This window comes from Pantoea sp. S61, from assembly GCF_016625145.1.
In the GTDB taxonomy this organism is placed as follows: domain Bacteria; phylum Pseudomonadota; class Gammaproteobacteria; order Enterobacterales; family Enterobacteriaceae; genus Pantoea; species Pantoea rwandensis_B.
Genome location: NZ_JACVUO010000008.1, coordinates 1 through 19,839, shown reverse-complemented (window position 1 = coordinate 19,839; position 19,839 = coordinate 1). Strand labels below are relative to the sequence as shown.

The window sequence follows — 19,839 nt, the reverse complement described above, 5'->3', positions numbered from 1 at the left end:
GGTGATTAAAAACGGCTGTCGACCGCGGCAGCCAGTTTCTCCAGCACTTCGGCGCTTTCTTCCCAGCTCAGGCAGGGATCGGTAATGGACTGACCGTAGTTTAACGGTTCACCGCTCACCACTTTCTGATTGCCTTCCTGCAGGAAGCTTTCAATCATCACGCCTGCGACCGCACGTGATCCCGCACGAATCTGTGCTGCCACATCATCCGCAACATCGCGCTGGCGACGATGCTGTTTCAGGCAGTTACCATGGCTGAAGTCGATGATCAGCTGTTCCGGCAAATTAAAGTCACGCAGATTTGCGGCCGCGGCCGCAACATCTTCGGCGTGGTAGTTAGGTTGACGACCACCGCGCAGAATGACATGACCATGCGGATTGCCGCTGGTCTGATAAATCGTCATCTGACCGTGCTTATCCGGCGAAAGGAACATATGGCTGACGCGTGAGGCGCGAATGGCATCCACCGCGATTTGCACATTGCCGTCCGTACCGTTTTTAAAACCAACGGGGCACGACAGCGCCGAAGCCATTTCTCGGTGTATCTGACTCTCTGTGGTGCGTGCACCAATGGCGCCCCAGCTGATCAGGTCAGCAATAAACTGGCCGATCACCATATCGAGGAACTCGGTGGCGGTCGGCATACCGGTGGCGTTGATATCCAGCAACAGTTTACGGGCAATGGCGATGCCGCGATTAACGTCGAAACTGCCATCCAGATCCGGATCTGAGATCAATCCTTTCCAGCCGACCACCGTGCGCGGTTTTTCGAAGTAAGCGCGCATCACGATTTCCAGACGGTCCTGATAACGTTCGCGTAACACGTTGAGGCGTTCGGCATATTCCAGCGCGGCTTTAGGGTCGTGTAGCGAGCACGGGCCGATAATCACCAACAGGCGTGGATCTTCGCCGGCTAAAATGCGTGCAATACGCTGGCGCGCAGCGGTGACGGTGGCCGCCACCTCCGGTGAAATGGGGTGTTCTTGCGCAAGCGCAGCGGGCGTTAGCAGGCTGCCGATGCGCGCAGTACGCAGTTCATCAGTCTTGTTCATTGGGATTCTCAAAATCTGTTCTTCGCAACGGTGAAATACCGGGAAGTGATGGTGGTCACAATAAACCAATAGGCCGCGAATTCAACCCGCTAAAAAGAAAGGTGAGCGAAACAAGACGGAAGCCAGGCTTTACGGCCTGGCGTACAGATTAATACATGCTGCGGCGCAAACCCATAATGTCGAGGATTTTGGTGGCAATCTCCTCGACCGAATAGTTGGTACTGTTAAGGTAACGAATCTGATGCGTGCGGAAGAGCGCTTCCACTTCTCCCACTTCGAGCCGGCACTGGCGCATTGAGGCATAACGGGTATTCTCTGCACGCTCTTGCCGAATCGCCGCCAGACGTTCAGGATCGATAGTTAATCCAAACAGCTTATGTTGATGGGCGCGTAACGCCGGCGGCAATTTCAGGTTATCCATGTCATCGGCGATAAAGGGATAGTTTGCCGCACGTACACCAAACTGCATGGCCAGATAGAGGCTGGTGGGTGTTTTGCCACAGCGAGAGACGCCGAGCAAAATGACCTGCGCATCCTCCAGACCACGCAGTGAAATACCATCATCGTGCGCCAGGGTGTAATCAATTGCGGCAATACGCGCATCATATTTGCCGAGATTGCTCGCCGTCAGACCATGGGTTCGGTGCGCCACTGGCATTGAAGCAACGCCCAGTTCACTTTGCAACGGGCCCACTAATGCCTGCACGATGTCCTGACAAAAGCCTTCGCTTTCCAGAATGATTTCGCGCACATCCGGGGTGACGATGGAAAAGAACACAATCGGACGTACGCCGCTTTGCTGATACAGCGCGTTAATCTGCGCCTTAACCGCCTGAGCTCGCTGAACATTCTCAACAAAGGGCAGGGTTACGCTATTGATGTTCACAGGGAATTGCGACAGAACGGCATGCCCCAATACCTCCGCGGTAATGGCGGTACCGTCTGAAATGTAGAACACACTGCGCTCAGTGCTCATAGGCGAAATCCCCTCTCATTTACTTTTGCGTAACAATGTCACTGCTGATATTTCATTTTAATTAAAAATAAAATGAAATATCCATATCGTTAGCGCTTTCTGCTGGAATTTGATTTGTGTGATGAACAATATTAGATGAAATGCTGTTTTGAAAACGGCTATTTCCCCGCAATTTTTATCACAAGGTAAAAATAAAGTCTGAATCTGTTGCGCAACAAAAAGCAATGGCTAACCCTCTGAAAAGGGGAAAAATATCGTTGCGACCATGTTTCAGCATTAAATAAGCCCGTTGCGCAACGCTAGCACTAACAGGTACTAGTCCGATTTTGCGTTTCTTTTTCTGCTTTAACGATTCAACACTTAGTCTTTATTAATTGATTGTGCCAGGCTGTTTTGGCGAATAGCAAATTGTTCCATGTGCTCCAATCATTTAAATGAAGGATAATCTCAATGTCCAATCAAGACCAACAGTCGCTAGTGCTCTGGTACAACCAGCTTGGCATGCATGATGTTGATCGGGTGGGGGGCAAGAATGCTTCCCTGGGAGAAATGATTACTAACTTGTCGTCACTGGGCGTCTCCGTGCCTAACGGCTATGCCACGACATCTTACGCCTTTAATCTGTTTCTCGATCAAAGCGGACTGAACCAGCGCATTTATGATTTGCTGGACAAAACGGATATTGATGATGTTGAAGAGCTGGCTAAGGCCGGTAAACAAATTCGTCAATGGGTTGTGGACACGCCATTCCTGCCTGAGCTGGAAGAGGCGATTCGTACTGCCTATGAGCAACTCTCCTCTGATGATGCCGACGCTTCCTTTGCGGTGCGATCATCCGCCACCGCGGAGGACATGCCCGATGCCTCGTTTGCGGGGCAACAGGAGACGTTCCTTAACGTGCAGGGCTTCGATGCGGTGCTGGTGGCCGTGAAGCACGTGTACGCTTCCTTATTTAACGATCGTGCGATCTCCTATCGTGTGCATCAAGGTTACGACCATCGTGGCGTTGCCCTGTCAGCCGGTATTCAGCGCATGGTGCGATCCGATCTTGCCTCTTCCGGCGTGATGTTCACTATTGATACTGAATCCGGTTTCGACCAGGTGGTCTTCATCACCTCGGCGTTTGGCCTCGGAGAAATGGTGGTGCAGGGGGCGGTCAACCCGGATGAGTTCTATGTGCATAAACCGACGCTGGCAGCCAATCGCCCGGCCATCGTTCGCCGCACCATGGGCTCCAAAAAGATTCGCATGGTCTATGCCGATTCTCAGGAACACGGTGAGCAGGTGCGCATTGAAGATGTCGAACAGGAGCAGCGAGACCGCTTTAGTCTGACCGATGAAGAAGTGCAGGATCTGGCGCGTCAGGCGGTGTTGATTGAGCAGCACTACAAACGCCCCATGGATATCGAGTGGGCCAAAGATGGTCACACCGGCAAATTGTTCATTGTGCAGGCGCGTCCGGAAACTGTGCGGTCTAACGGTCAGGTGATGGAGCGCTATAACCTGCAAGGGAAAGGCAAGGTACTGGTCGAAGGCCGTGCCATCGGCCATCGCATTGGCGCGGGTGAAGTGAAAGTGATTCATGACATCAGCGAAATGCACCGCATCGAAAAAGGTGATGTGCTGGTCACGGACATGACTGACCCGGATTGGGAACCGATCATGAAGAAAGCCTCCGCGATTGTCACCAATCGTGGCGGCCGTACATGCCATGCGGCGATCATCGCGCGTGAGCTGGGCATTCCTGCTGTCGTTGGCTGCGGCGATGCCACCGATCATCTGAAAGATGGGCATAAGGTGACCGTTTCCTGTGCTGAGGGCGACACCGGTTATGTGTATCAGGATCTGCTGGACTTTGAAGTCACCAGTTCGCAAGTGGATACCATGCCTGACCTGCCACTGAAAATCATGATGAACGTCGGCAACCCGGATCGCGCCTTTGACTTCGCCTGTTTGCCGAACGAGGGTGTCGGTCTGGCACGTCTGGAATTTATCATCAACCGTATGATCGGCGTGCATCCGAAAGCCCTGCTGGAATTTGACCAGCAGACACCGGAATTGCAGCAGCAGATTCGTCAAATGATGAAAGGTTTCGACGATCCGGTTGAGTTCTACATCGCCCGTCTGACCGAAGGGATCGCGACCCTGGGTGCGGCCTTTGCGCCGAAGCGCGTCATTGTGCGCCTCTCAGACTTCAAATCGAACGAATACGCCAACCTGGTGGGTGGCGAGCGTTACGAGCCAGAAGAAGAGAACCCGATGCTGGGCTTCCGTGGCGCGGGGCGCTATGTGGCGGACAGCTTCCGCGACTGTTTCGCGCTGGAGTGTGAAGCCGTGAAACGTGTGCGTAATGAAATGGGTCTGATCAACGTCGAGATTATGATTCCATTTGTGCGCACCGTTGACCAGGCGGCGGCCGTGGTGGAGGAACTCGGTAAGCAAGGTCTGAAGCGCGGTGAGAACGGCTTGAAAGTGATCATGATGTGTGAAATCCCATCAAACGCCTTACTGGCTGAGCAGTTCCTGCAGTACTTCGATGGCTTCTCTATCGGTTCAAACGATATGACGCAACTGGCGCTGGGCCTGGATCGCGATTCTGGTGTGGTCTCGGCGCTGTTTGATGAGCGCAACGACGCCGTGAAGGCGCTGCTGTCGATGTCAATTCAGGCCGCGAAGAAACAGGGTAAATACGTGGGAATTTGCGGGCAGGGCCCTTCAGACCATGAAGACTTCGCAGCATGGTTGATGGAGCAGGGGATTGATAGCCTGTCATTGAACCCGGATACCGTGGTGCAAACCTGGTTAAATCTGGCGGAATTGGATGCTGCTAAGCAGTAATCAGACATCAATTAGGACGCGTTCGGGGTAAATCTGAAGCGTCCTTGATGAAATCATTAAGGCCAGCGCTGCTGGCCTTTTCTTTATCCATAAAAAATACAAAAAAAAAGCCCATCACAGGGGATGGGCAAAGACTACACACAGCAATTCTTCACTTTACTCAGGGGAAAAAGGTTGTTTAAAAATCAGTGGTTTGATCTCAAACATAGGATTCATGTTATTCATCAGGCTTGCTGGCGTCTTTAAGAATCCTCTTATTAGTTTAAAGCTGATAATCTTTTCTGTGCTTTTTTAACGGTTGCGCCTGATGATTCAGTTCGAAAAATAATCATTCCGTTAGCAAAATCCACCTAAAGCGCCTAAATCTGCGTTTTTTCTTAAAAATCGCTTATGAAAAATAAAGGGTGTTGCAGTCAATTATGTGACAGCGATTAAGTTGCTTTCAGCGCGCCAGGTAAGGCAAATCAGGAGTGGGAGAAGAAGGCGGTGCATTTATCTGCACCGCTCGTGGAAAAGGCCTGCTTTAAGGTTGCTCTTCCTCGTGTTCGGCAAGAGCTTCGATGGCCGTTTGCGGGTCATCATCCGGAGCAGGTGCTTCATGCATCCACACGGAAACCAGACGATAGGACACGGCTAATACCACAGGACCAATAAACAGCCCGATCATGCCGAAGGCGATCAATCCACCGATAACACCGGAAAGGATCAGAATCATCGGCAGATCTGCACCCATGCGAATCAGCATCGGACGTAACACGCTATCGAGCGTACCGACCACACAACTCCACACCAGTAATATCGTGCCCCAGGTGGTATCGCCACTCCAGTAGAGCCAGATGATGGCCGGTACCAGCACCACTAACGGCCCCAACTGCACCAGGCATGTCAGAATCATCAGCACGGTGAGCAGAGTGGCGTAAGGGATGCCGGAGATTGCCAGGCCAATACCGCCCAGCACACCCTGCACCAGCGCCGTCACCACCACGCCCAGCGCCACGGCACGAATCGCTTGCCCGGCCAGCAGCACCGCCGCATCGCCGCGACGTCCGCCCATGCGATAAGCAAAGTGGCGAATGCCGTGGCCGACCTGCTCACCGCGCCAGTAAAGCAACACGCTAAATAGCAGCATGACGGCGAGGTGAATCATAAAGCGGCCGAAGTGGCCGGCCTGTGCCACAAAGAAGCCTGTGGTGCGACCAATGTAAGGTTGCAACTGATTTAAAATCGCTGTACCGCCGCCATCGACCATTTTGTGGTAGCTGGAGTAGGTTTTGTTGCCGACATAAGGAATCTCACGCAGCCAGACAAAGTCTGGGAAAACCAGATGGCGTTGCGTTGCCCAGGCGATGACCGGCGCGCTGTTGTCGATCAGGCTACTCACCAGCAGGGCAATCGGAATAATAAACAGCAGCAGTAATAGAATCGTCATGGCGATCACCGCCAGCGATCGTCGTCCCCACAGCAGATGCTGCAAACGGATCATTAATGGCCAGGTCGCAATCACCACCATGCTGGCCCAGGCAAAGCCCAGAATAAAGGGTTGTACCACCCACAGGCAGGCGATGATCATGATGAGAATGAACATCAACGAGAACAGCAGTTGCGGTAGATCCATACCGCGTTGCAGGCTTTTCATCACAACGTTTTGACCTCAATTAATCCTTCGTGGTGGACCGCGTGGGCCCTGATCAATGATGAGCTATTTCCTGAAAATTAAACAGAAAAAAGCAGGGCGCGCGAAGGTCTTTCCTGAAAAAACAGCAGGCGATAAAAAAATATGATAAAACCAATGGTTGAAAAAAATAACCACGCAAACGTTTACAACATCTCGGTCACGCAATAATGATCCCACAGATTTCCCAGGCGCCAGGCCTCGTTCAACTGGTGCTGACATTCCTGCAGTCATTAAAAGAACAAGGCTTCACCGGCGATACCGCCACCAGTTATGCCGATCGTCTCTCGCTTTCTACCGATAACAGCATTTATCAGCTGTTACCCGATGCCGCGCTGTTTCCGCGTTCGACGGCGGACGTGGCGTTAATTGCGCGTCTGGCGGGTGAAACGCGGTTTAACAGCCTGGTGTTTACCCCACGCGGCGGCGGAACGGGTACCAACGGTCAGTCACTCAATCAGGGCATTGTGGTCGACATGTCGCGCTACATGAATCGCATCCTTGAAATCAATCCTGAACAGGGCTGGGTGCGTGTGGAAGCGGGCGTGGTGAAAGATCAGCTCAATGCCTGGCTGAAGCCTTATGGATTCTTCTTTTCGCCGGAGCTCTCCACCAGTAATCGCGCTACCTTAGGTGGCATGATCAATACCGATGCATCCGGACAGGGTTCGCTGGTGTATGGTAAAACCTCGGATCACGTGGAGGGTTTGCGGGCGGTTCTGCTCGGCGGCGATATCCTGGATACCCGCGCGATGCCCACCGAACTGGCTGAGCAATTAGCAACAACACCGACAGCCGAAGGGCGCATCTATCAACAGGTGTTAAACCGCTGTCGTGATCAGCGTGACCTGATTCTGGATAAATTCCCTAAGCTTAACCGCTTCCTGACCGGTTATGACTTGCGTCATGTGTTCAGCGATGACATGCAAACCTTCGATCTGACGCGCTTGTTATGCGGTGCAGAAGGGACGCTGGCCTTTATTACGGAAGCGCGTCTGGACATCACGCCGATTCCTAAAGTACGTCGTCTGGTGAACATCAAGTACGACTCCTTTGACTCTGCGCTGCGGAATGCCCCTTTCATGGTGGAAGCCAAAGCGCTGTCAGTGGAAACCGTGGACTCTAAAGTGTTGAATCTGGCACGAGAGGATATTGTCTGGCACTCGGTAAAAGAGCTGATTACCGATGTGCCGGATAAGGAAATGCTCGGTCTGAATATTGTTGAATTTGCCGGTGACAACGGCGAATTGATCGAACAGCAGGTCAACAGCTTGTGCGCTCGGCTGGATGAGTTGATGGCGCAGCAGCAGGGCGGTGTGATTGGCTATCAGCTGTGTAATGATTTAGGCGGTATCGAGCGCATCTATAATATGCGCAAAAAAGCGGTGGGCTTGCTGGGCAACGCCAAAGGGCGCGCTAAGCCGATTCCGTTTGTGGAAGACACGGCAGTACCGCCAGAACAACTGGCGGATTACATTGTCGATTTCCGTGCTTTGCTCGATAGCCATGGCCTGAATTACGGCATGTTTGGTCATGTGGACGCCGGTGTTCTGCACGTGCGTCCGGCTCTGGATATGTGCGATCCGCAGCAAGAGATGCTGATGAAGCAAATCTCCGACGAAGTGGTGGCGCTGACCGCGCGCTACGGCGGATTACTGTGGGGTGAACACGGTAAAGGATTCCGCGCGCAGTACAGCCCGGAATTTTTTGGCGAGACGCTGTTCAACGAACTGCGCGCGATTAAAGCGGCCTTCGATCCTGATAATCGCCTGAACCCTGGCAAGATTTGCACCCCGCTGGGCAGCAACGAGCCGATGATGCAGGTGGATGCGGTGAAACGCGGCACTTACGATCGTCAGATTCCGGTCACGGTGCGAACTGACTGGCGCGGCGCCATGGAGTGCAACGGCAACGGCTTATGCTTCAACTTTGATGCGCGTAGCCCTATGTGCCCATCGATGAAGATTACCCGCAACCGTATCCATTCGCCTAAAGGACGCGCGACGCTAACGCGTGAATGGTTGCGTTTGCTGTCAGAGCAGGGCGTTGATCCCTCACAGCTGGAACAGGCGCTGCCGAAACAGGGGGCCAGCCTGCGCACACTGATCCAACGCACGCGTAACTCCTGGCACGCGAAGCAGGGCGAGTATGACTTTTCTCATGAAGTGAAAGAGGCGATGTCAGGCTGTTTAGCCTGCAAAGCCTGTTCGACGCAGTGCCCGATTAAGATTGATGTACCGGGCTTCCGCTCGCGCTTCCTGCAGCTTTATCACACGCGCTATTTGCGTCCGGTGAGCGATCATCTGGTGGCCACCGTTGAGAGTTATGCGCCTTTGATGGCCAAAGCGCCTAGGGTGTTCAACTTCTTCCTTAAGCAACCGTGGGTACGCGATCTCAGTAAAACCCACATTGGCATGGTCGATCTGCCGTTGCTTTCATCGCCAAGTCTGAAACAGCAACTCGGTGGGCATCCGGCCATGAGCCTGACGCTGGAACAGCTGGAAGCAATGGATATCGCGCAGCGTGAAAACTGTGTGCTGGTGGTGCAGGATCCGTTCACCAGCTATTACGAAGCACAGCTGGTGACCGATTTTGTCAAATTGATTGAAAAGCTGGGCTATCGTCCGGTGTTATTACCCTTCTCACCGAACGGTAAAGCGCAGCATGTGAAAGGCTTCCTGCAGCGATTTGCGCGCACTGCCGGTAAAACCGCCGAGTTTCTAAATCGTGTCGCCCAATTGGGGATGCCGATGGTTGGTGTCGATCCCGCAACGGTGCTGTGTTATCGCGATGAATATCAGGAAGTGCTGGGTGAGCAGCGCGGTGAGTTCAAGGTGCAGCTGGTCCACGAATGGTTGCAGCAGGCCCTGAATGCGCGCGCGGTGCAAACTGCCAGCGGCGAGGCCTGGTATCTGTTTGCGCACTGCACTGAAGTCACTGCGCTGCCCTCCACGCCGAATCAGTGGCAGGACATCTTTGCGCGTTTCGGTGCGAAGCTGGAGAACGTCAACGTCGGGTGTTGCGGTATGGCGGGGACGTACGGACATGAGAGCAAGAACCTCGAAAATTCACTGGGCATCTACGAACTCTCGTGGCATCCGCAATTACAGAAACTGCCACGTCAGCGTTGTCTGGCGACAGGTTTCTCCTGTCGCAGCCAGGTTAAACGCGCCGAGGGCAACGGCATGCGCCATCCGCTGCAGGCACTACTGGAAATGATGTAAACAAATTGTAGGAGTCGTCACAAAGCTGGATTAGAATATCCAGCCTGCGTGACGGACAAAATCACTCTGCAGGCTGGTGGCTTTATCCCACTCGCCGCTGAGCGCCAGTTGATGACACAAGCGTGTCAACGACAGGCGCGCCAGTTGATAGGCCTGAATACGGAATAAACGGTCGCGATCGGCATTGCCCATCTCCTGCACTAAGCGGTGATGGAGCTTGCCCATGGCATGCAGATAGCTTTGGTCGTCGCCGTTAAGCTCGCAGATTTCTGCCATGTCGAGACAGGTGTCGTTAAAGCGACGCAGTTGGTCAATAGTACAATCGGTGCGGTTGAGCTTAGCCTGAGCCATGTAGAAGTCGACGGTGATATCACGCACTGAAAACTTATATTCATCGATTTTGTGTTGTAACCAGGCTGAGACGGTAAGCGTCATGTCGCTACCCTAAATGGGTTAATGATAATCATTATCATATTCAACCGCGTCAGGAATGCAATTCCCGCAATGAAATTTTATTGATTTCCTTTGCCTGTTACTAAAATCGGCAATAACAATCTCTTTACATTGAAGAAAGGCGTAACCTATCAATCATGACGATGTCGTAAAGTTGAATTTCTAAATTTTACGTCATTTTAACGGGTTACGCTGGTGTGGCGCGCACGGGAATGCCGCTTACAAGCTCGATTGAAGAGACTATGCTTAATTAAGCAACAGTAAAAAACAGCACGAGATGATTATCCCTGCAAAACAAGAGGTTGAAGTGGTATCTGATATCACTACCATAGGGGGATAGCCTGAAAAGGCCCAGACTTACGAGGTAGCACTATGTCATCAGTAAATGCAGCTTCCTTTTCACCCGACGATTTCGTCTGGAAAGGGCTTACGCTGACCGAATCGGCAGCGAAACAGATTCTTAACCTGGTTGAGGCGGATCCTGAAGTTAAGGGCCTTAGATTGGGTGTGAAGCAGTCCGGCTGTGCCGGTTTTGGGTACGTTATGGATCTGACAAAAGAGCCAGCCGATGACGACCTGACGTTTGAGCAATTCGGCGCAAAATTATTTGTGCCTCTTCAGGCTATGCCGTTTGTTGACGGTACCGAACTGGATTATGTCCGTGAAGGCCTGAACCAGATTTTTAAATTCAACAACCCTAAAGCTCAGCACGCCTGCGGGTGCGGTGAGAGTTTTGGCGTCGAGTAAGTAAAATGTCACGACACAGCGAAGCATCTGACGATGTACAAACGTGGGAAGGTAGCCTGAATTATAAAGAAGGCTTCTTTACCCAGTTGCAAACCGACGAATTGGCACACGGCATCAATGAAGATGTGGTGCGTGCCATTTCGGCCAAACGTAACGAACCTGAGTGGATGCTGGAATTCCGCCTCAAGGCCTTCCGTGCCTGGTTAGAGATGGAAGAACCACATTGGTTGAAAGCCAACTACGCCTCACTCGATTATCAGGACTACAGCTACTATTCCGCGCCGTCTTGCGGCAATTGCGATGATAGCTGCGCGTCTGAACCGGGTGCGAAGCAAACCTCTGGCAGCGTAGCGTCAAGCGATTACCTGACGAAAGAAGTGGAAGACGCTTTCAATCAGTTGGGTGTTCCGGTACGTGAAGGACGTGAAGTCGCCGTTGATGCGATTTTTGACTCTGTTTCCGTATCCACCACCTATCGTGACAAACTGGCTGAGCAAGGCATTATCTTCTGCTCATTCGGTGAAGCGATTCACGATCATCCAGAGCTGGTGCAGAAGTATCTCGGTACTGTGGTTCCCCACAACGATAACTTCTTCGCAGCATTGAACTCTGCTGTGGCTTCAGACGGTACTTTTGTTTACATCCCCAAAGGCGTGCGTTGCCCGATGGAGCTGTCGACTTATTTCCGTATCAACGCGGCGAAAACGGGTCAGTTCGAACGTACCATTCTGATCGCCGATGAAGACAGCTATGTCAGCTACATCGAAGGCTGCTCCGCGCCTGTGCGTGACACCTACCAGCTGCACGCCGCAGTGGTTGAAGTGATCATCCACAAAAACGCCGAAGTGAAATATTCCACCGTACAGAACTGGTTCCCGGGCGGTGAAGGCGAGGGCGGTATCCTCAACTTCGTGACCAAGCGTGCGCTGTGTGAAGGCGACCACAGCAAGATGTCCTGGACACAGTCAGAGACGGGGTCAGCCATCACCTGGAAATACCCAAGCTGTATCCTGCGTGGTGATTACTCTGTGGGTGAATTCTACTCTGTCGCACTGACCAGCGGCCGTCAGCAGGCGGATACCGGTACCAAGATGATCCACATTGGTAAAAACACCAAGTCGACCATCATCTCGAAAGGGATCTCTGCCGGTAAGAGTGAGAACACTTATCGTGGTCTGGTAAAAATCATGCCAACCGCGACCAACGCGCGTAACTTCACCCAGTGTGACTCGATGCTGATTGGTGCCGAGTGCGGTGCGCACACCTTCCCTTATGTGGAAACGCGAAACAACACAGCACAGCTGGAACATGAAGCCACCACCTCGCGTATTGGCGAAGACCAGATGTTCTATTGTCTGCAGCGCGGCATTAGCGAAGAAGATGCGATCTCAATGATCGTCAACGGCTTCTGCAAAGATGTTTTCTCCGAGCTGCCACTGGAATTCGCCGTGGAAGCGCAAAAACTGTTGGCTATCAGCCTTGAGCACAGTGTGGGCTGATGCCACACGCGTTGCCGGAAGCAATGTGAAGGAAAGAGTATGTTAAGCATTAAAGATTTACAGGTTAGCGTTGAAGACAAAGAGATTTTGCGCGGTCTGAACCTTGAAGTGAAGCCGGGCGAAGTCCACGCCATCATGGGCCCTAACGGCTCGGGTAAAAGTACCCTGTCTGCAACGCTGGCAGGTCGTGAAGATTACGAAGTGACCGGTGGTTCGGTCAGCTTCCATGGCAAAGATCTGCTGGAACTCGAGCCAGAAGAGCGCGCGGGCGAAGGCATCTTCATGGCGTTTCAGTACCCGGTCGAGATTCCGGGCGTCAGCAACCAATTCTTCCTGCAGACTTCTGTGAATGCGGTGCGCAAATACCGTGAGCAGGAAGAGCTGGATCGTTTTGATTTCCAGGACTTCATCGAAGACAAAATTAAACTGCTGAAGATGCCTGAAGATCTGCTGACCCGTTCAGTAAACGTTGGCTTCTCCGGTGGTGAGAAGAAGCGTAACGACATTCTGCAGATGGCCGCTCTTGAGCCAGAACTGTGCATCCTTGATGAAACCGACTCCGGTCTGGATATCGATGCGCTGAAAATCGTCGCTGAAGGCGTTAACAGCCTGCGTGACGGCAAGCGTTCATTCATTATCGTGACCCACTACCAGCGCATCCTGGATTACATCAAGCCAGATCACGTGCACGTGCTGTATCAGGGCAAAATCGTTAAGTCTGGCGATTTCTCGCTGGTTAAACAGCTGGAGGAGCAAGGCTATGGCTGGCTTACCGACGAAGAGTGATAACGCCCTGCAACAGTGGCATCACCTGTTTGAATCGCGCGGTGAGGTGCGTTCTCTGCAGGCTCAGCAGCACTGGCAGCAATTAATGCGTGTCGGCTTGCCGACCCGTAAGCATGAAAACTGGAAATACACCGCGCTGGATGGCCTGTTCGCCAACCAGTTCGTGCTGCCAGAAGCGCAGACCGTTACGGCGGAACAGGTTGCTGAATTAGCGCTGCCGGTGGATGCGGTGCGTCTGGTGTTTGTTGATGGCCGCTTCCAGCCTGAGCTGAGTGCGCGCGACACCGATCTGTTTGACGTGCAGCCCAGCCGTGCGGCTGAACGCCGCCCGTTGCCTGCTGCGGTGCAGCCAGAAGTGTTCCTGCATCTGACAGAAAGCCTGGCGGAAGAAGTGACTTCCATTCGTCTGGCGCGCGGCAAGTCGGCGGCACGTCCGCTGTATTTACTGCACATCACCAGCGGCAAAGTCGATGCGTTGAACACCGTTCATCACCGCCATCATCTTGAGCTGGAGCAGAGCGCCGAAGCTGAAGTGATTGAGCATTACGTGACGCTGAACGGTGCGGCACACTTTACTGGTGCTCGCTTTACCTTTGCTGTCGCCGACAATGCCCAACTGAAACACATCAAGCTGGCGTTTGAAGAGAGCAGTAGCTATCACTTTGCACACAATGACATCGTGATTGGTCGTGATGCGCAGGTCAGCAGCACCAGCTTCCTGCTGGGTGCCGGCTTGTCTCGTCACAACACCAGCGTGCAGCTCAACGGTGAAAACACCCAGCTGTCACTTAACAGTCTGGTGCTGCCGATCAACGCAGAAGTGGCGGATACCCGCAGCTATCTGGAACACAACAAAGGCTACTGCCTGAGTCGTCAGCTGCACAAAACCATCTCGCGCGATAAGGGCCGTTCGATTTTCAACGGTCACATAAAAGTGGCGAAGCATGCACTGAAAACTGACGGACAGATGACCAACAACAACCTGTTGCTCGGTCGCCTGGCGGAAGTGGATACCAAGCCGCAGCTGGAAATCTATGCGGATGATGTGAAGTGCAGCCATGGCGCGACAATTGGCCGTATCGACGATGAACAGATGTTCTATTTGCGCTCGCGTGGTATCCCTGAAGATGCCGCACAGCAGATGATTATCCATGCGTTCGCAGCTGAATTGACCGAACTGCTGGAAGAAGAACCGCTGCGCCAACTGGTGCTGGAACGCATTAGTGCGCGTTTCCCTGGAGTTGAGTTATGACTTTCGATCTCGAACGAATCAGAGCGGAATTTCCGATTCTGAAACGTGAGGTCAACGGACATCCGCTGGCCTACCTTGATAGCGCGGCCAGCGCTCAGCGCCCGCTCGCGGTTATCAATGCGGAAAGTTATTTTTACCAGCACGGCTATGCCGCCGTGCACCGTGGCATCCACTCGCTCAGTGCGCAAGCCACCACCGATATGGAAAACGTGCGTACGCAAGCCTCGCGTTTTCTCAATGCGGCATCGCCAGAAGAGATTATCTTCGTTAAAGGCACCACTGAAGGCATCAATCTGGTGGCCAACAGTTGGGGCGGCAGTCAGCTGCAATCGGGCGATAACATCATCATCACGGAGATGGAGCACCACGCTAATATCGTGCCGTGGCAGATGGTGGCGCAGCGTACCGGTGCAGAGATTCGCGTTCTGCCGCTTAACGAGCAAGGTGAATTAGCCCTTGAGCAACTGAGTGGGTTGATCGACAGCCGCACACGCCTGCTGGCGGTGACGCATGTTTCCAACGTGCTCGGTACCGTAAACCCGGTAAAAGCCATCGTCGCACAGGCGAAAGCCGCTGGCGTGATCACGCTGGTAGACGGTGCTCAGGCGGTGATGCATCACAAGGTGGATGTGCAGGATATCGATTGCGATTTCTACGTCTTCTCGGGCCATAAAATTTATGGGCCGACCGGCATCGGCGTACTGTACGCGCGTAAAGCACTGCAGGAGATCATGCCACCTTGGGAAGGCGGCGGTTCAATGATCGATCAGGTGATGCTGCCAACTGGCACCACCTGGAACAGCACGCCATGGCGTTTTGAAGCCGGCACACCGAATACCGGTGGCATTATCGGCTTAGGCGCGGCGCTGAACTGGATCAGTGAGCTGGGATTGGATGTCATCAACGAACGTGAGACGTCACTGATGCGTTATGCATTAGATAAGCTTGCGTCGGTGCCAGACCTGATCATTTACGGTCCTGCACAGCGCAGTGGCGTGGTGGCATTCAACCTTGGTAAGCATCATGCATTCGACGTCGGGAGTTTCCTCGATCAATACGGCATTGCGATCCGCACCGGCCATCATTGTGCTATGCCACTGATGCGCCATTATGCGGTGCCCGCGATGTGTCGTGCCTCGTTTGCACTGTATAACAGTGAAGAAGAAGCCGATCGCCTGGCAGCAGGTTTGACGCGTATTCATCGTCTGCTGGGCGGTTGAGCAGATTTCAGGAGTTATCCATGGCGAATTTGCCAGAGAAAGAGAAGCTGGTGCGCAACTTTAACCGTTGCGCTAATTGGGAAGAGAAGTATCTCTACATCATTGAACTCGGTGCGAAATTACCAGAATCCTCTGAAAGCTTACAGCAGCCAGAGTATGTGATTTCCGGTTGCCAGAGCCAGGTGTGGATCCGCATGACCCCACAAGCTGATGGCACCATCGCCTTTGAAGGGGACAGTGATGCCGCCATCGTTAAGGGCTTGATTGCGGTGGTATTTAGCCTCTATCAGGGCTTGCAAGCGCAGGAGATTCTCGCGCTGGATGTCGGTCATTGGTTCGCAGAATTAGAGTTGACTCAACACCTCACTCCTACACGTTCTCAAGGATTGGAAGCGATGATTCGCGCGATCCGTCATAACGCTCAAAGCCTCAGCTAAGTTACACTCTCCAGACCCCGGCATGACCGGGGTCTGTTCCATCCGACAAAGAGAAAATTGCATGAAACCAGCGTTACGTTTAGCCGGTGCATTGCTGTTGTCCTGCTTCGGACTTTCTGCACCTGCATTTGCAACGGAATATCCCCTGCCAGCCGATAACAGCCGTTTAATTGGCGAGAATACCCTGACCACTGTCCCTGACGACAAACGGCCCTTAGAGAGCATCGCAGCGCATTATAAGATTGGCATGCTCGGCATGCTGGAGGCCAATCCTGGTGTCGATCCCTGGCTGCCCAAAGCGGGGACGCAACTGACGGTTCCATTACAAATGCTGCTGCCTGATGCTCCTCGTGAAGGCATCGTCATCAACCTTGCGGAGCTGCGTCTCTACTACTATCCGAAAGGGGAGAATCGCGTGGTGGTGTATCCGATCGGAATCGGCCAGTTGGGCGCTGCGACACCCAGCATGGTCACCAGCATCAGCCAGAAAATCCCCAATCCCACCTGGACGCCTACCGTCAATATCCGCAAACGCTACGCGAAAGAGGGCATCACCTTACCGGGTGTCGTTCCGGCCGGGCCAGACAACCCGATGGGTCTGTTTGCGATGCGTCTGGCGCGCGGGACCGGCCAGTACTTGATCCACGGCACCAACGCCGATTTCGGTATTGGGATGCGCGTGAGCTCGGGCTGTATTCGTTTGCGTCCGGATGATATCGAAGCGCTGTTCAACAGCGTGCCGAAGGGAACGAGGGTGCAGATCGTTAACGAGCCGATCAAGTATGCGGTGGAACCGGATGGCAAGCGTTACGTAGAGGTGCATCAGCCGTTGTCGCGCAATGAGAAGGACGATCCGCAAACGATGCCGATTGCGTTGACCGCAAAATCTAAGGCGTTTATCAATAGCCAGAAGAGTGACACGGCACTGATCAAAGAGGCGATGGCGCGTCGTTCAGGGATGCCCGTACTGGTGAGCAGCGGCGAACCCGTTACGCAGGACACGGCGTTACCGGATGTACTGCAAACGCAGCAGAGTGGCGCTGGGGCAGGACAAGCGACCATCAGTCAGGCGATGGGTGAGAGCGGCGCGAAACCCTGATTCAGAACCAAAATCAGGACAAAAAAAATGGTGCCACATGGGCACCATTTTTCAAACCAGAACTCTTACTTACGGTAAGAGTGAGCCTGGTTGTCCAGACGCTGGTTAGCGCGAGCTGCGTCATCTTTAGCAGCCTGAACGTCAGAACGGATTGCGTTCACGTCGTTGCTCAGTTGGTCAACTTTAGCGTTCAGAGTCTGAACGTCTGAAGACAGCTGGTCGATTTTAGCGTTGCTTGAGCAACCAGCCAGCAGAGTTGAACCCAGAATTACCGCGCCCAGTACCAGTTTAGTACGATTCATTATTAATACCCTCTAGAATTGAGTTAATCTCCATGTAGCGTTACAAGTATTACACAAAGCTTTTTGAGTTGAGAATAAATTTTTGATGAGAACATGCTTAAATTTGATCGTTCGCTCAAAGAAGCAGCGTTTCGCAGAAGATGATGAAAATATTTAGCTAAAACAGAGAGATTTAATCGGACTAACCTTAATTGTGCGGGATATTGAATAGTTATTATCGATTGGAAAAATCTGGATTTTGTATTAGCGCAAGAATAAAAAAAGCGCCCCTAAAAGGCGCTTTTAAATAAAACTTCAGGCAAAAATCAGAGTACGTGGACTGAAGCGGTGTTGGTCGTGCCACTTGGAACCAGCGCACCTGATACCATCACCACAACGTCGCCTTTCTGTGCATAGCCACTTTCCAGCGCCATTTCCTTGCCAATACGGTAGAAATCATCCGTTGAGGCAATTTCAGTCACCAGACGCGTCTCCACGCCTTTGCTCAGAATCAGCTGACGTGCGGTGGTCGCATTGGTGGTCAGCGCCAGAATGGTGGCATCCGGGAAGTATTTACGAATCGCTTTGGCAGACTTACCGCCTTCGGTCGCCACCACAATAACAGGGGCTTCCAGCTTTTCTGCTGTTTCCACTGCACCGCGACAAACCGCTTCAGTGATGCGCATTTTGCGTGAATCCTGCAGCTCACCGATGCGTGATTTCATTACGCGGTCGGTACGCTCACAGATGGTCGCCATGATAGTCACGGATTCCAGCGGGTAACGACCCTTAGCACTTTCACCCGACAGCATTACCGCATCAGTACCATCAAGGATGGCGTTCGCCACGTCGCCTGCTTCCGCGCGGGTAGGGCGTGGGTTCTTGATCATAGAATCCAGCATCTGCGTCGCGGTGATGACCACTTTGCGTGCTTTATTACATTTCTTGATCATCATCTTCTGGGCGAAGATCACTTCTTCAACCGGGATCTCAACACCCAGGTCACCACGTGCAACCATGATGCCGTCAGAGGCTTCCAGAATCTCGTCGAAGTTGTTCAGGCCTTCCTGGTTTTCGATTTTAGAGATGATCTGGATATGCTCGCCGCCGTGGGCTTTCAGGTGCTCGCGAATTTCCAGGACATCCGAACGTTTGCGGATAAAGGAAGCCGCCACGAAGTCAACGCCTTGCTCGCAGCCGAAGATCAGGTCACGTTTGTCTTTTTCAGCCAATGCTGGCAGCTGGATAGAAACACCTGGCAGGTTAACGCCTTTGTTTTCACCGAGGTCACCGTTGTTCAGCACATGACAGACGACAGTGTTTTCTGTCACTTCAGTCACCTGCATACCAATCAGGCCATCATCGACCAACACGGTGTTGCCGATTTTCAGGTCTTCGGTGAAGCCTGCATAGGTCACAGCAACACGTTCGCTGTTACCAATCACTGACTGATCGGTGGTGAAAGTGAAAGTCTGGCCGGCTTTCAATGCAACATCGTTGCCGCCTTCCAGCTTCATGGTACGAATTTCAGGACCTTTGGTGTCCAGCAGAATCGCGGCCTGACGACCGGTTTTTTCCATGACGGCACGCATGTTAGTGATGCGCTGACCATGTTCGGCATAATCCCCGTGAGAGAAGTTCAGGCGCATGACGTTCATGCCCGCTTCCAGCAGTTGAGTCAGCATCTCTTCAGATTCGGTTTTCGGACCGATAGTACAAACAATCTTGGTCTTTTTCATGTCAGGTTTTCTGTAAGTTGTGATGGATGATAGAGGTCGGGATTCGCAGCGCAAGGCAGCGAAGTGAAAATGTGTATGGTGTTGGTTTGGATCGTACAGGAGTAAGAATAGGTGACAGAGGCTAAGCGTGCAGAGAAGTTGCGCAGTACGCGAGGGAACTGGCAGAGCAGTGTTGCGCAAATCATTTGAGTTGTTTGCATAGGCACGTTAGCGCTGAAACCTTTCAGGTGGACAACGCGGCATAGTATAGACGCTAAGTATGCGAAAACCAATATAAAAGCTGAGAGAGAAAACGATACAGATCAAGGAAAGGGGTGTTGCGCAAAGAGAGAGAAAACAAAGAGTGGTGCGCTCTAATGGACTCGAACCATCGACCCCCACCATGTCAAGGTGGTGCTCTAACCAACTGAGCTAAGAGCGCATTTTAGAAATTTGGTGCGTCCGAGTGGACTCGAACCACCGACCCCCACCATGTCAAGGTGGTGCTCTAACCAACTGAGCTACGGACGCACTTGGTGCGCTCTAATGGACTCGAACCATCGACCCCCACCATGTCAAGGTGGT

Annotated in this window: 15 protein-coding genes, 2 tRNA genes and 1 other RNA gene; 9 read left to right on the top strand and 9 right to left on the bottom strand. The window is 52.7% G+C overall.

The window, feature by feature from the left end; all coding sequences use genetic code 11:
* Positions 1 to 5: 5 nt before the first annotated feature.
* Positions 6 to 1,052 carry a 3-deoxy-7-phosphoheptulonate synthase gene (locus IAE30_RS15950; RefSeq protein WP_200680369.1) on the bottom strand — a complete coding sequence of 349 codons (1,047 nt, stop codon included), beginning with the start codon at positions 1,050 to 1,052 and terminating at the stop codon, positions 6 to 8.
* A 148-nt stretch (positions 1,053 to 1,200) separates the two neighbouring features.
* Entirely contained in the window at positions 1,201 to 2,028 is an 828-nt protein-coding gene (locus IAE30_RS15945; RefSeq protein ID WP_034821695.1) for a pyruvate, water dikinase regulatory protein, read from the bottom strand.
* A gap of 450 nt (positions 2,029 to 2,478) precedes the next feature.
* Here IAE30_RS15945 and ppsA point away from each other — a divergent pair, with 450 nt between their 5' ends.
* Positions 2,479 to 4,866: a phosphoenolpyruvate synthase gene (gene ppsA, locus IAE30_RS15940; protein ID WP_200680367.1), complete on the top strand. Its 2,388-nt coding sequence runs from the start codon at positions 2,479 to 2,481 to the stop codon at positions 4,864 to 4,866.
* Between the two features lie 99 nt (positions 4,867 to 4,965).
* Here ppsA and rprA read toward each other — a convergent pair.
* Both rprA and ydiK read right to left on the bottom strand, forming a co-directional pair.
* An RNA gene (gene rprA, locus IAE30_RS15935) (antisense sRNA RprA) lies at positions 4,966 to 5,073 on the bottom strand.
* A gap of 316 nt (positions 5,074 to 5,389) precedes the next feature.
* Positions 5,390 to 6,502, bottom strand: coding sequence for an AI-2E family transporter YdiK (ydiK, locus tag IAE30_RS15930; RefSeq protein ID WP_034821692.1), 1,113 nt, complete (start codon positions 6,500 to 6,502; stop codon positions 5,390 to 5,392).
* Between the two features lie 206 nt (positions 6,503 to 6,708).
* On the opposite strand from ydiK, the gene IAE30_RS15925 reads away from it, so the two are divergent.
* Positions 6,709 to 9,762, top strand: a complete 3,054-nt coding sequence (locus tag IAE30_RS15925) for an FAD-binding and (Fe-S)-binding domain-containing protein (protein WP_200537316.1) — start codon at positions 6,709 to 6,711, stop codon at positions 9,760 to 9,762.
* A 30-nt stretch (positions 9,763 to 9,792) separates the two neighbouring features.
* Here IAE30_RS15925 and IAE30_RS15920 read toward each other — a convergent pair whose 3' ends face one another.
* Positions 9,793 to 10,197, bottom strand: a complete 405-nt coding sequence (locus IAE30_RS15920; RefSeq protein WP_045813973.1) for a hypothetical protein — start codon at positions 10,195 to 10,197, stop codon at positions 9,793 to 9,795.
* Between the two features lie 390 nt (positions 10,198 to 10,587).
* Between IAE30_RS15920 and sufA the strand changes: the two genes are divergently transcribed.
* The 7 genes from sufA to IAE30_RS15885 all read left to right on the top strand — a co-directional run bounded on the left by sufA (position 10,588) and on the right by IAE30_RS15885 (position 17,255).
* Complete coding sequence (gene sufA, locus IAE30_RS15915) at positions 10,588 to 10,962, top strand: Fe-S cluster assembly scaffold SufA (protein WP_038647312.1); 375 nt, start codon at positions 10,588 to 10,590, stop codon at positions 10,960 to 10,962.
* Positions 10,963 to 10,967: 5 nt separating this feature from the next.
* Positions 10,968 to 12,461, top strand: a complete 1,494-nt coding sequence (gene sufB, locus IAE30_RS15910; RefSeq protein ID WP_038647310.1) for a Fe-S cluster assembly protein SufB — start codon at positions 10,968 to 10,970, stop codon at positions 12,459 to 12,461.
* Positions 12,462 to 12,500: 39 nt separating this feature from the next.
* On the top strand, positions 12,501 to 13,247 hold the full coding sequence (gene sufC / locus IAE30_RS15905) for a Fe-S cluster assembly ATPase SufC (RefSeq protein ID WP_034821684.1): 747 nt from the start codon (positions 12,501 to 12,503) through the stop codon (positions 13,245 to 13,247).
* Positions 13,222 to 14,499: a Fe-S cluster assembly protein SufD gene (gene sufD, locus IAE30_RS15900; RefSeq protein ID WP_200680365.1), complete on the top strand. Its 1,278-nt coding sequence runs from the start codon at positions 13,222 to 13,224 to the stop codon at positions 14,497 to 14,499. Before sufC ends, sufD begins: the two co-directional genes overlap by 26 nt.
* Entirely contained in the window at positions 14,496 to 15,719 is a 1,224-nt protein-coding gene (sufS, locus tag IAE30_RS15895; protein WP_038647306.1) for a cysteine desulfurase SufS, read from the top strand. Before sufD ends, sufS begins: the two co-directional genes overlap by 4 nt.
* A 20-nt stretch (positions 15,720 to 15,739) precedes the next feature.
* Complete coding sequence (gene sufE / locus IAE30_RS15890; protein WP_038647304.1) at positions 15,740 to 16,156, top strand: cysteine desulfuration protein SufE; 417 nt, start codon at positions 15,740 to 15,742, stop codon at positions 16,154 to 16,156.
* A 61-nt stretch (positions 16,157 to 16,217) separates the two neighbouring features.
* Positions 16,218 to 17,255 carry a L,D-transpeptidase family protein gene (locus tag IAE30_RS15885; RefSeq protein ID WP_038647302.1) on the top strand — a complete coding sequence of 346 codons (1,038 nt, stop codon included), beginning with the start codon at positions 16,218 to 16,220 and terminating at the stop codon, positions 17,253 to 17,255.
* 65 nt (positions 17,256 to 17,320) lie between these two features.
* Here IAE30_RS15885 and IAE30_RS15880 read toward each other — a convergent pair whose 3' ends face one another.
* The 4 genes from IAE30_RS15880 to IAE30_RS15865 form a co-directional block, all read right to left on the bottom strand.
* Positions 17,321 to 17,557, bottom strand: a complete 237-nt coding sequence (locus tag IAE30_RS15880; protein ID WP_007374746.1) for a major outer membrane lipoprotein — start codon at positions 17,555 to 17,557, stop codon at positions 17,321 to 17,323.
* A 305-nt stretch (positions 17,558 to 17,862) separates the two neighbouring features.
* Positions 17,863 to 19,275, bottom strand: a complete 1,413-nt coding sequence (gene pykF / locus IAE30_RS15875) for a pyruvate kinase PykF (protein WP_038647298.1) — start codon at positions 19,273 to 19,275, stop codon at positions 17,863 to 17,865.
* Positions 19,276 to 19,619: 344 nt separating this feature from the next.
* A tRNA-Val gene (locus IAE30_RS15870) sits at positions 19,620 to 19,696 on the bottom strand.
* A 12-nt stretch (positions 19,697 to 19,708) separates the two neighbouring features.
* Positions 19,709 to 19,785: transfer RNA gene (locus tag IAE30_RS15865), tRNA-Val, on the bottom strand.
* Positions 19,786 to 19,839 lie beyond the last annotated feature (54 nt).

What these genes read in the sequence shown, in the direction of transcription:
- IAE30_RS15950 (WP_200680369.1), bottom strand. Translation starts at nt 1,052, where the DNA reads ATGAACAAGACTGATGAACTGCGTACTGCGCGCATCGGCAGCCTGCTA.
- IAE30_RS15945 (WP_034821695.1), bottom strand. Translation starts at nt 2,028, where the DNA reads ATGAGCACTGAGCGCAGTGTGTTCTACATTTCAGACGGTACCGCCATT.
- ppsA (WP_200680367.1), top strand. Translation starts at nt 2,479, where the DNA reads ATGTCCAATCAAGACCAACAGTCGCTAGTGCTCTGGTACAACCAGCTT.
- ydiK (WP_034821692.1), bottom strand. Translation starts at nt 6,502, where the DNA reads ATGAAAAGCCTGCAACGCGGTATGGATCTACCGCAACTGCTGTTCTCG.
- IAE30_RS15925 (WP_200537316.1), top strand. Translation starts at nt 6,709, where the DNA reads ATGATCCCACAGATTTCCCAGGCGCCAGGCCTCGTTCAACTGGTGCTG.
- IAE30_RS15920 (WP_045813973.1), bottom strand. Translation starts at nt 10,197, where the DNA reads ATGACGCTTACCGTCTCAGCCTGGTTACAACACAAAATCGATGAATAT.
- sufA (WP_038647312.1), top strand. Translation starts at nt 10,588, where the DNA reads ATGTCATCAGTAAATGCAGCTTCCTTTTCACCCGACGATTTCGTCTGG.
- sufB (WP_038647310.1), top strand. Translation starts at nt 10,968, where the DNA reads ATGTCACGACACAGCGAAGCATCTGACGATGTACAAACGTGGGAAGGT.
- sufC (WP_034821684.1), top strand. Translation starts at nt 12,501, where the DNA reads ATGTTAAGCATTAAAGATTTACAGGTTAGCGTTGAAGACAAAGAGATT.
- sufD (WP_200680365.1), top strand. Translation starts at nt 13,222, where the DNA reads ATGGCTGGCTTACCGACGAAGAGTGATAACGCCCTGCAACAGTGGCAT.
- sufS (WP_038647306.1), top strand. Translation starts at nt 14,496, where the DNA reads ATGACTTTCGATCTCGAACGAATCAGAGCGGAATTTCCGATTCTGAAA.
- sufE (WP_038647304.1), top strand. Translation starts at nt 15,740, where the DNA reads ATGGCGAATTTGCCAGAGAAAGAGAAGCTGGTGCGCAACTTTAACCGT.
- IAE30_RS15885 (WP_038647302.1), top strand. Translation starts at nt 16,218, where the DNA reads ATGAAACCAGCGTTACGTTTAGCCGGTGCATTGCTGTTGTCCTGCTTC.
- IAE30_RS15880 (WP_007374746.1), bottom strand. Translation starts at nt 17,557, where the DNA reads ATGAATCGTACTAAACTGGTACTGGGCGCGGTAATTCTGGGTTCAACT.
- pykF (WP_038647298.1), bottom strand. Translation starts at nt 19,275, where the DNA reads ATGAAAAAGACCAAGATTGTTTGTACTATCGGTCCGAAAACCGAATCT.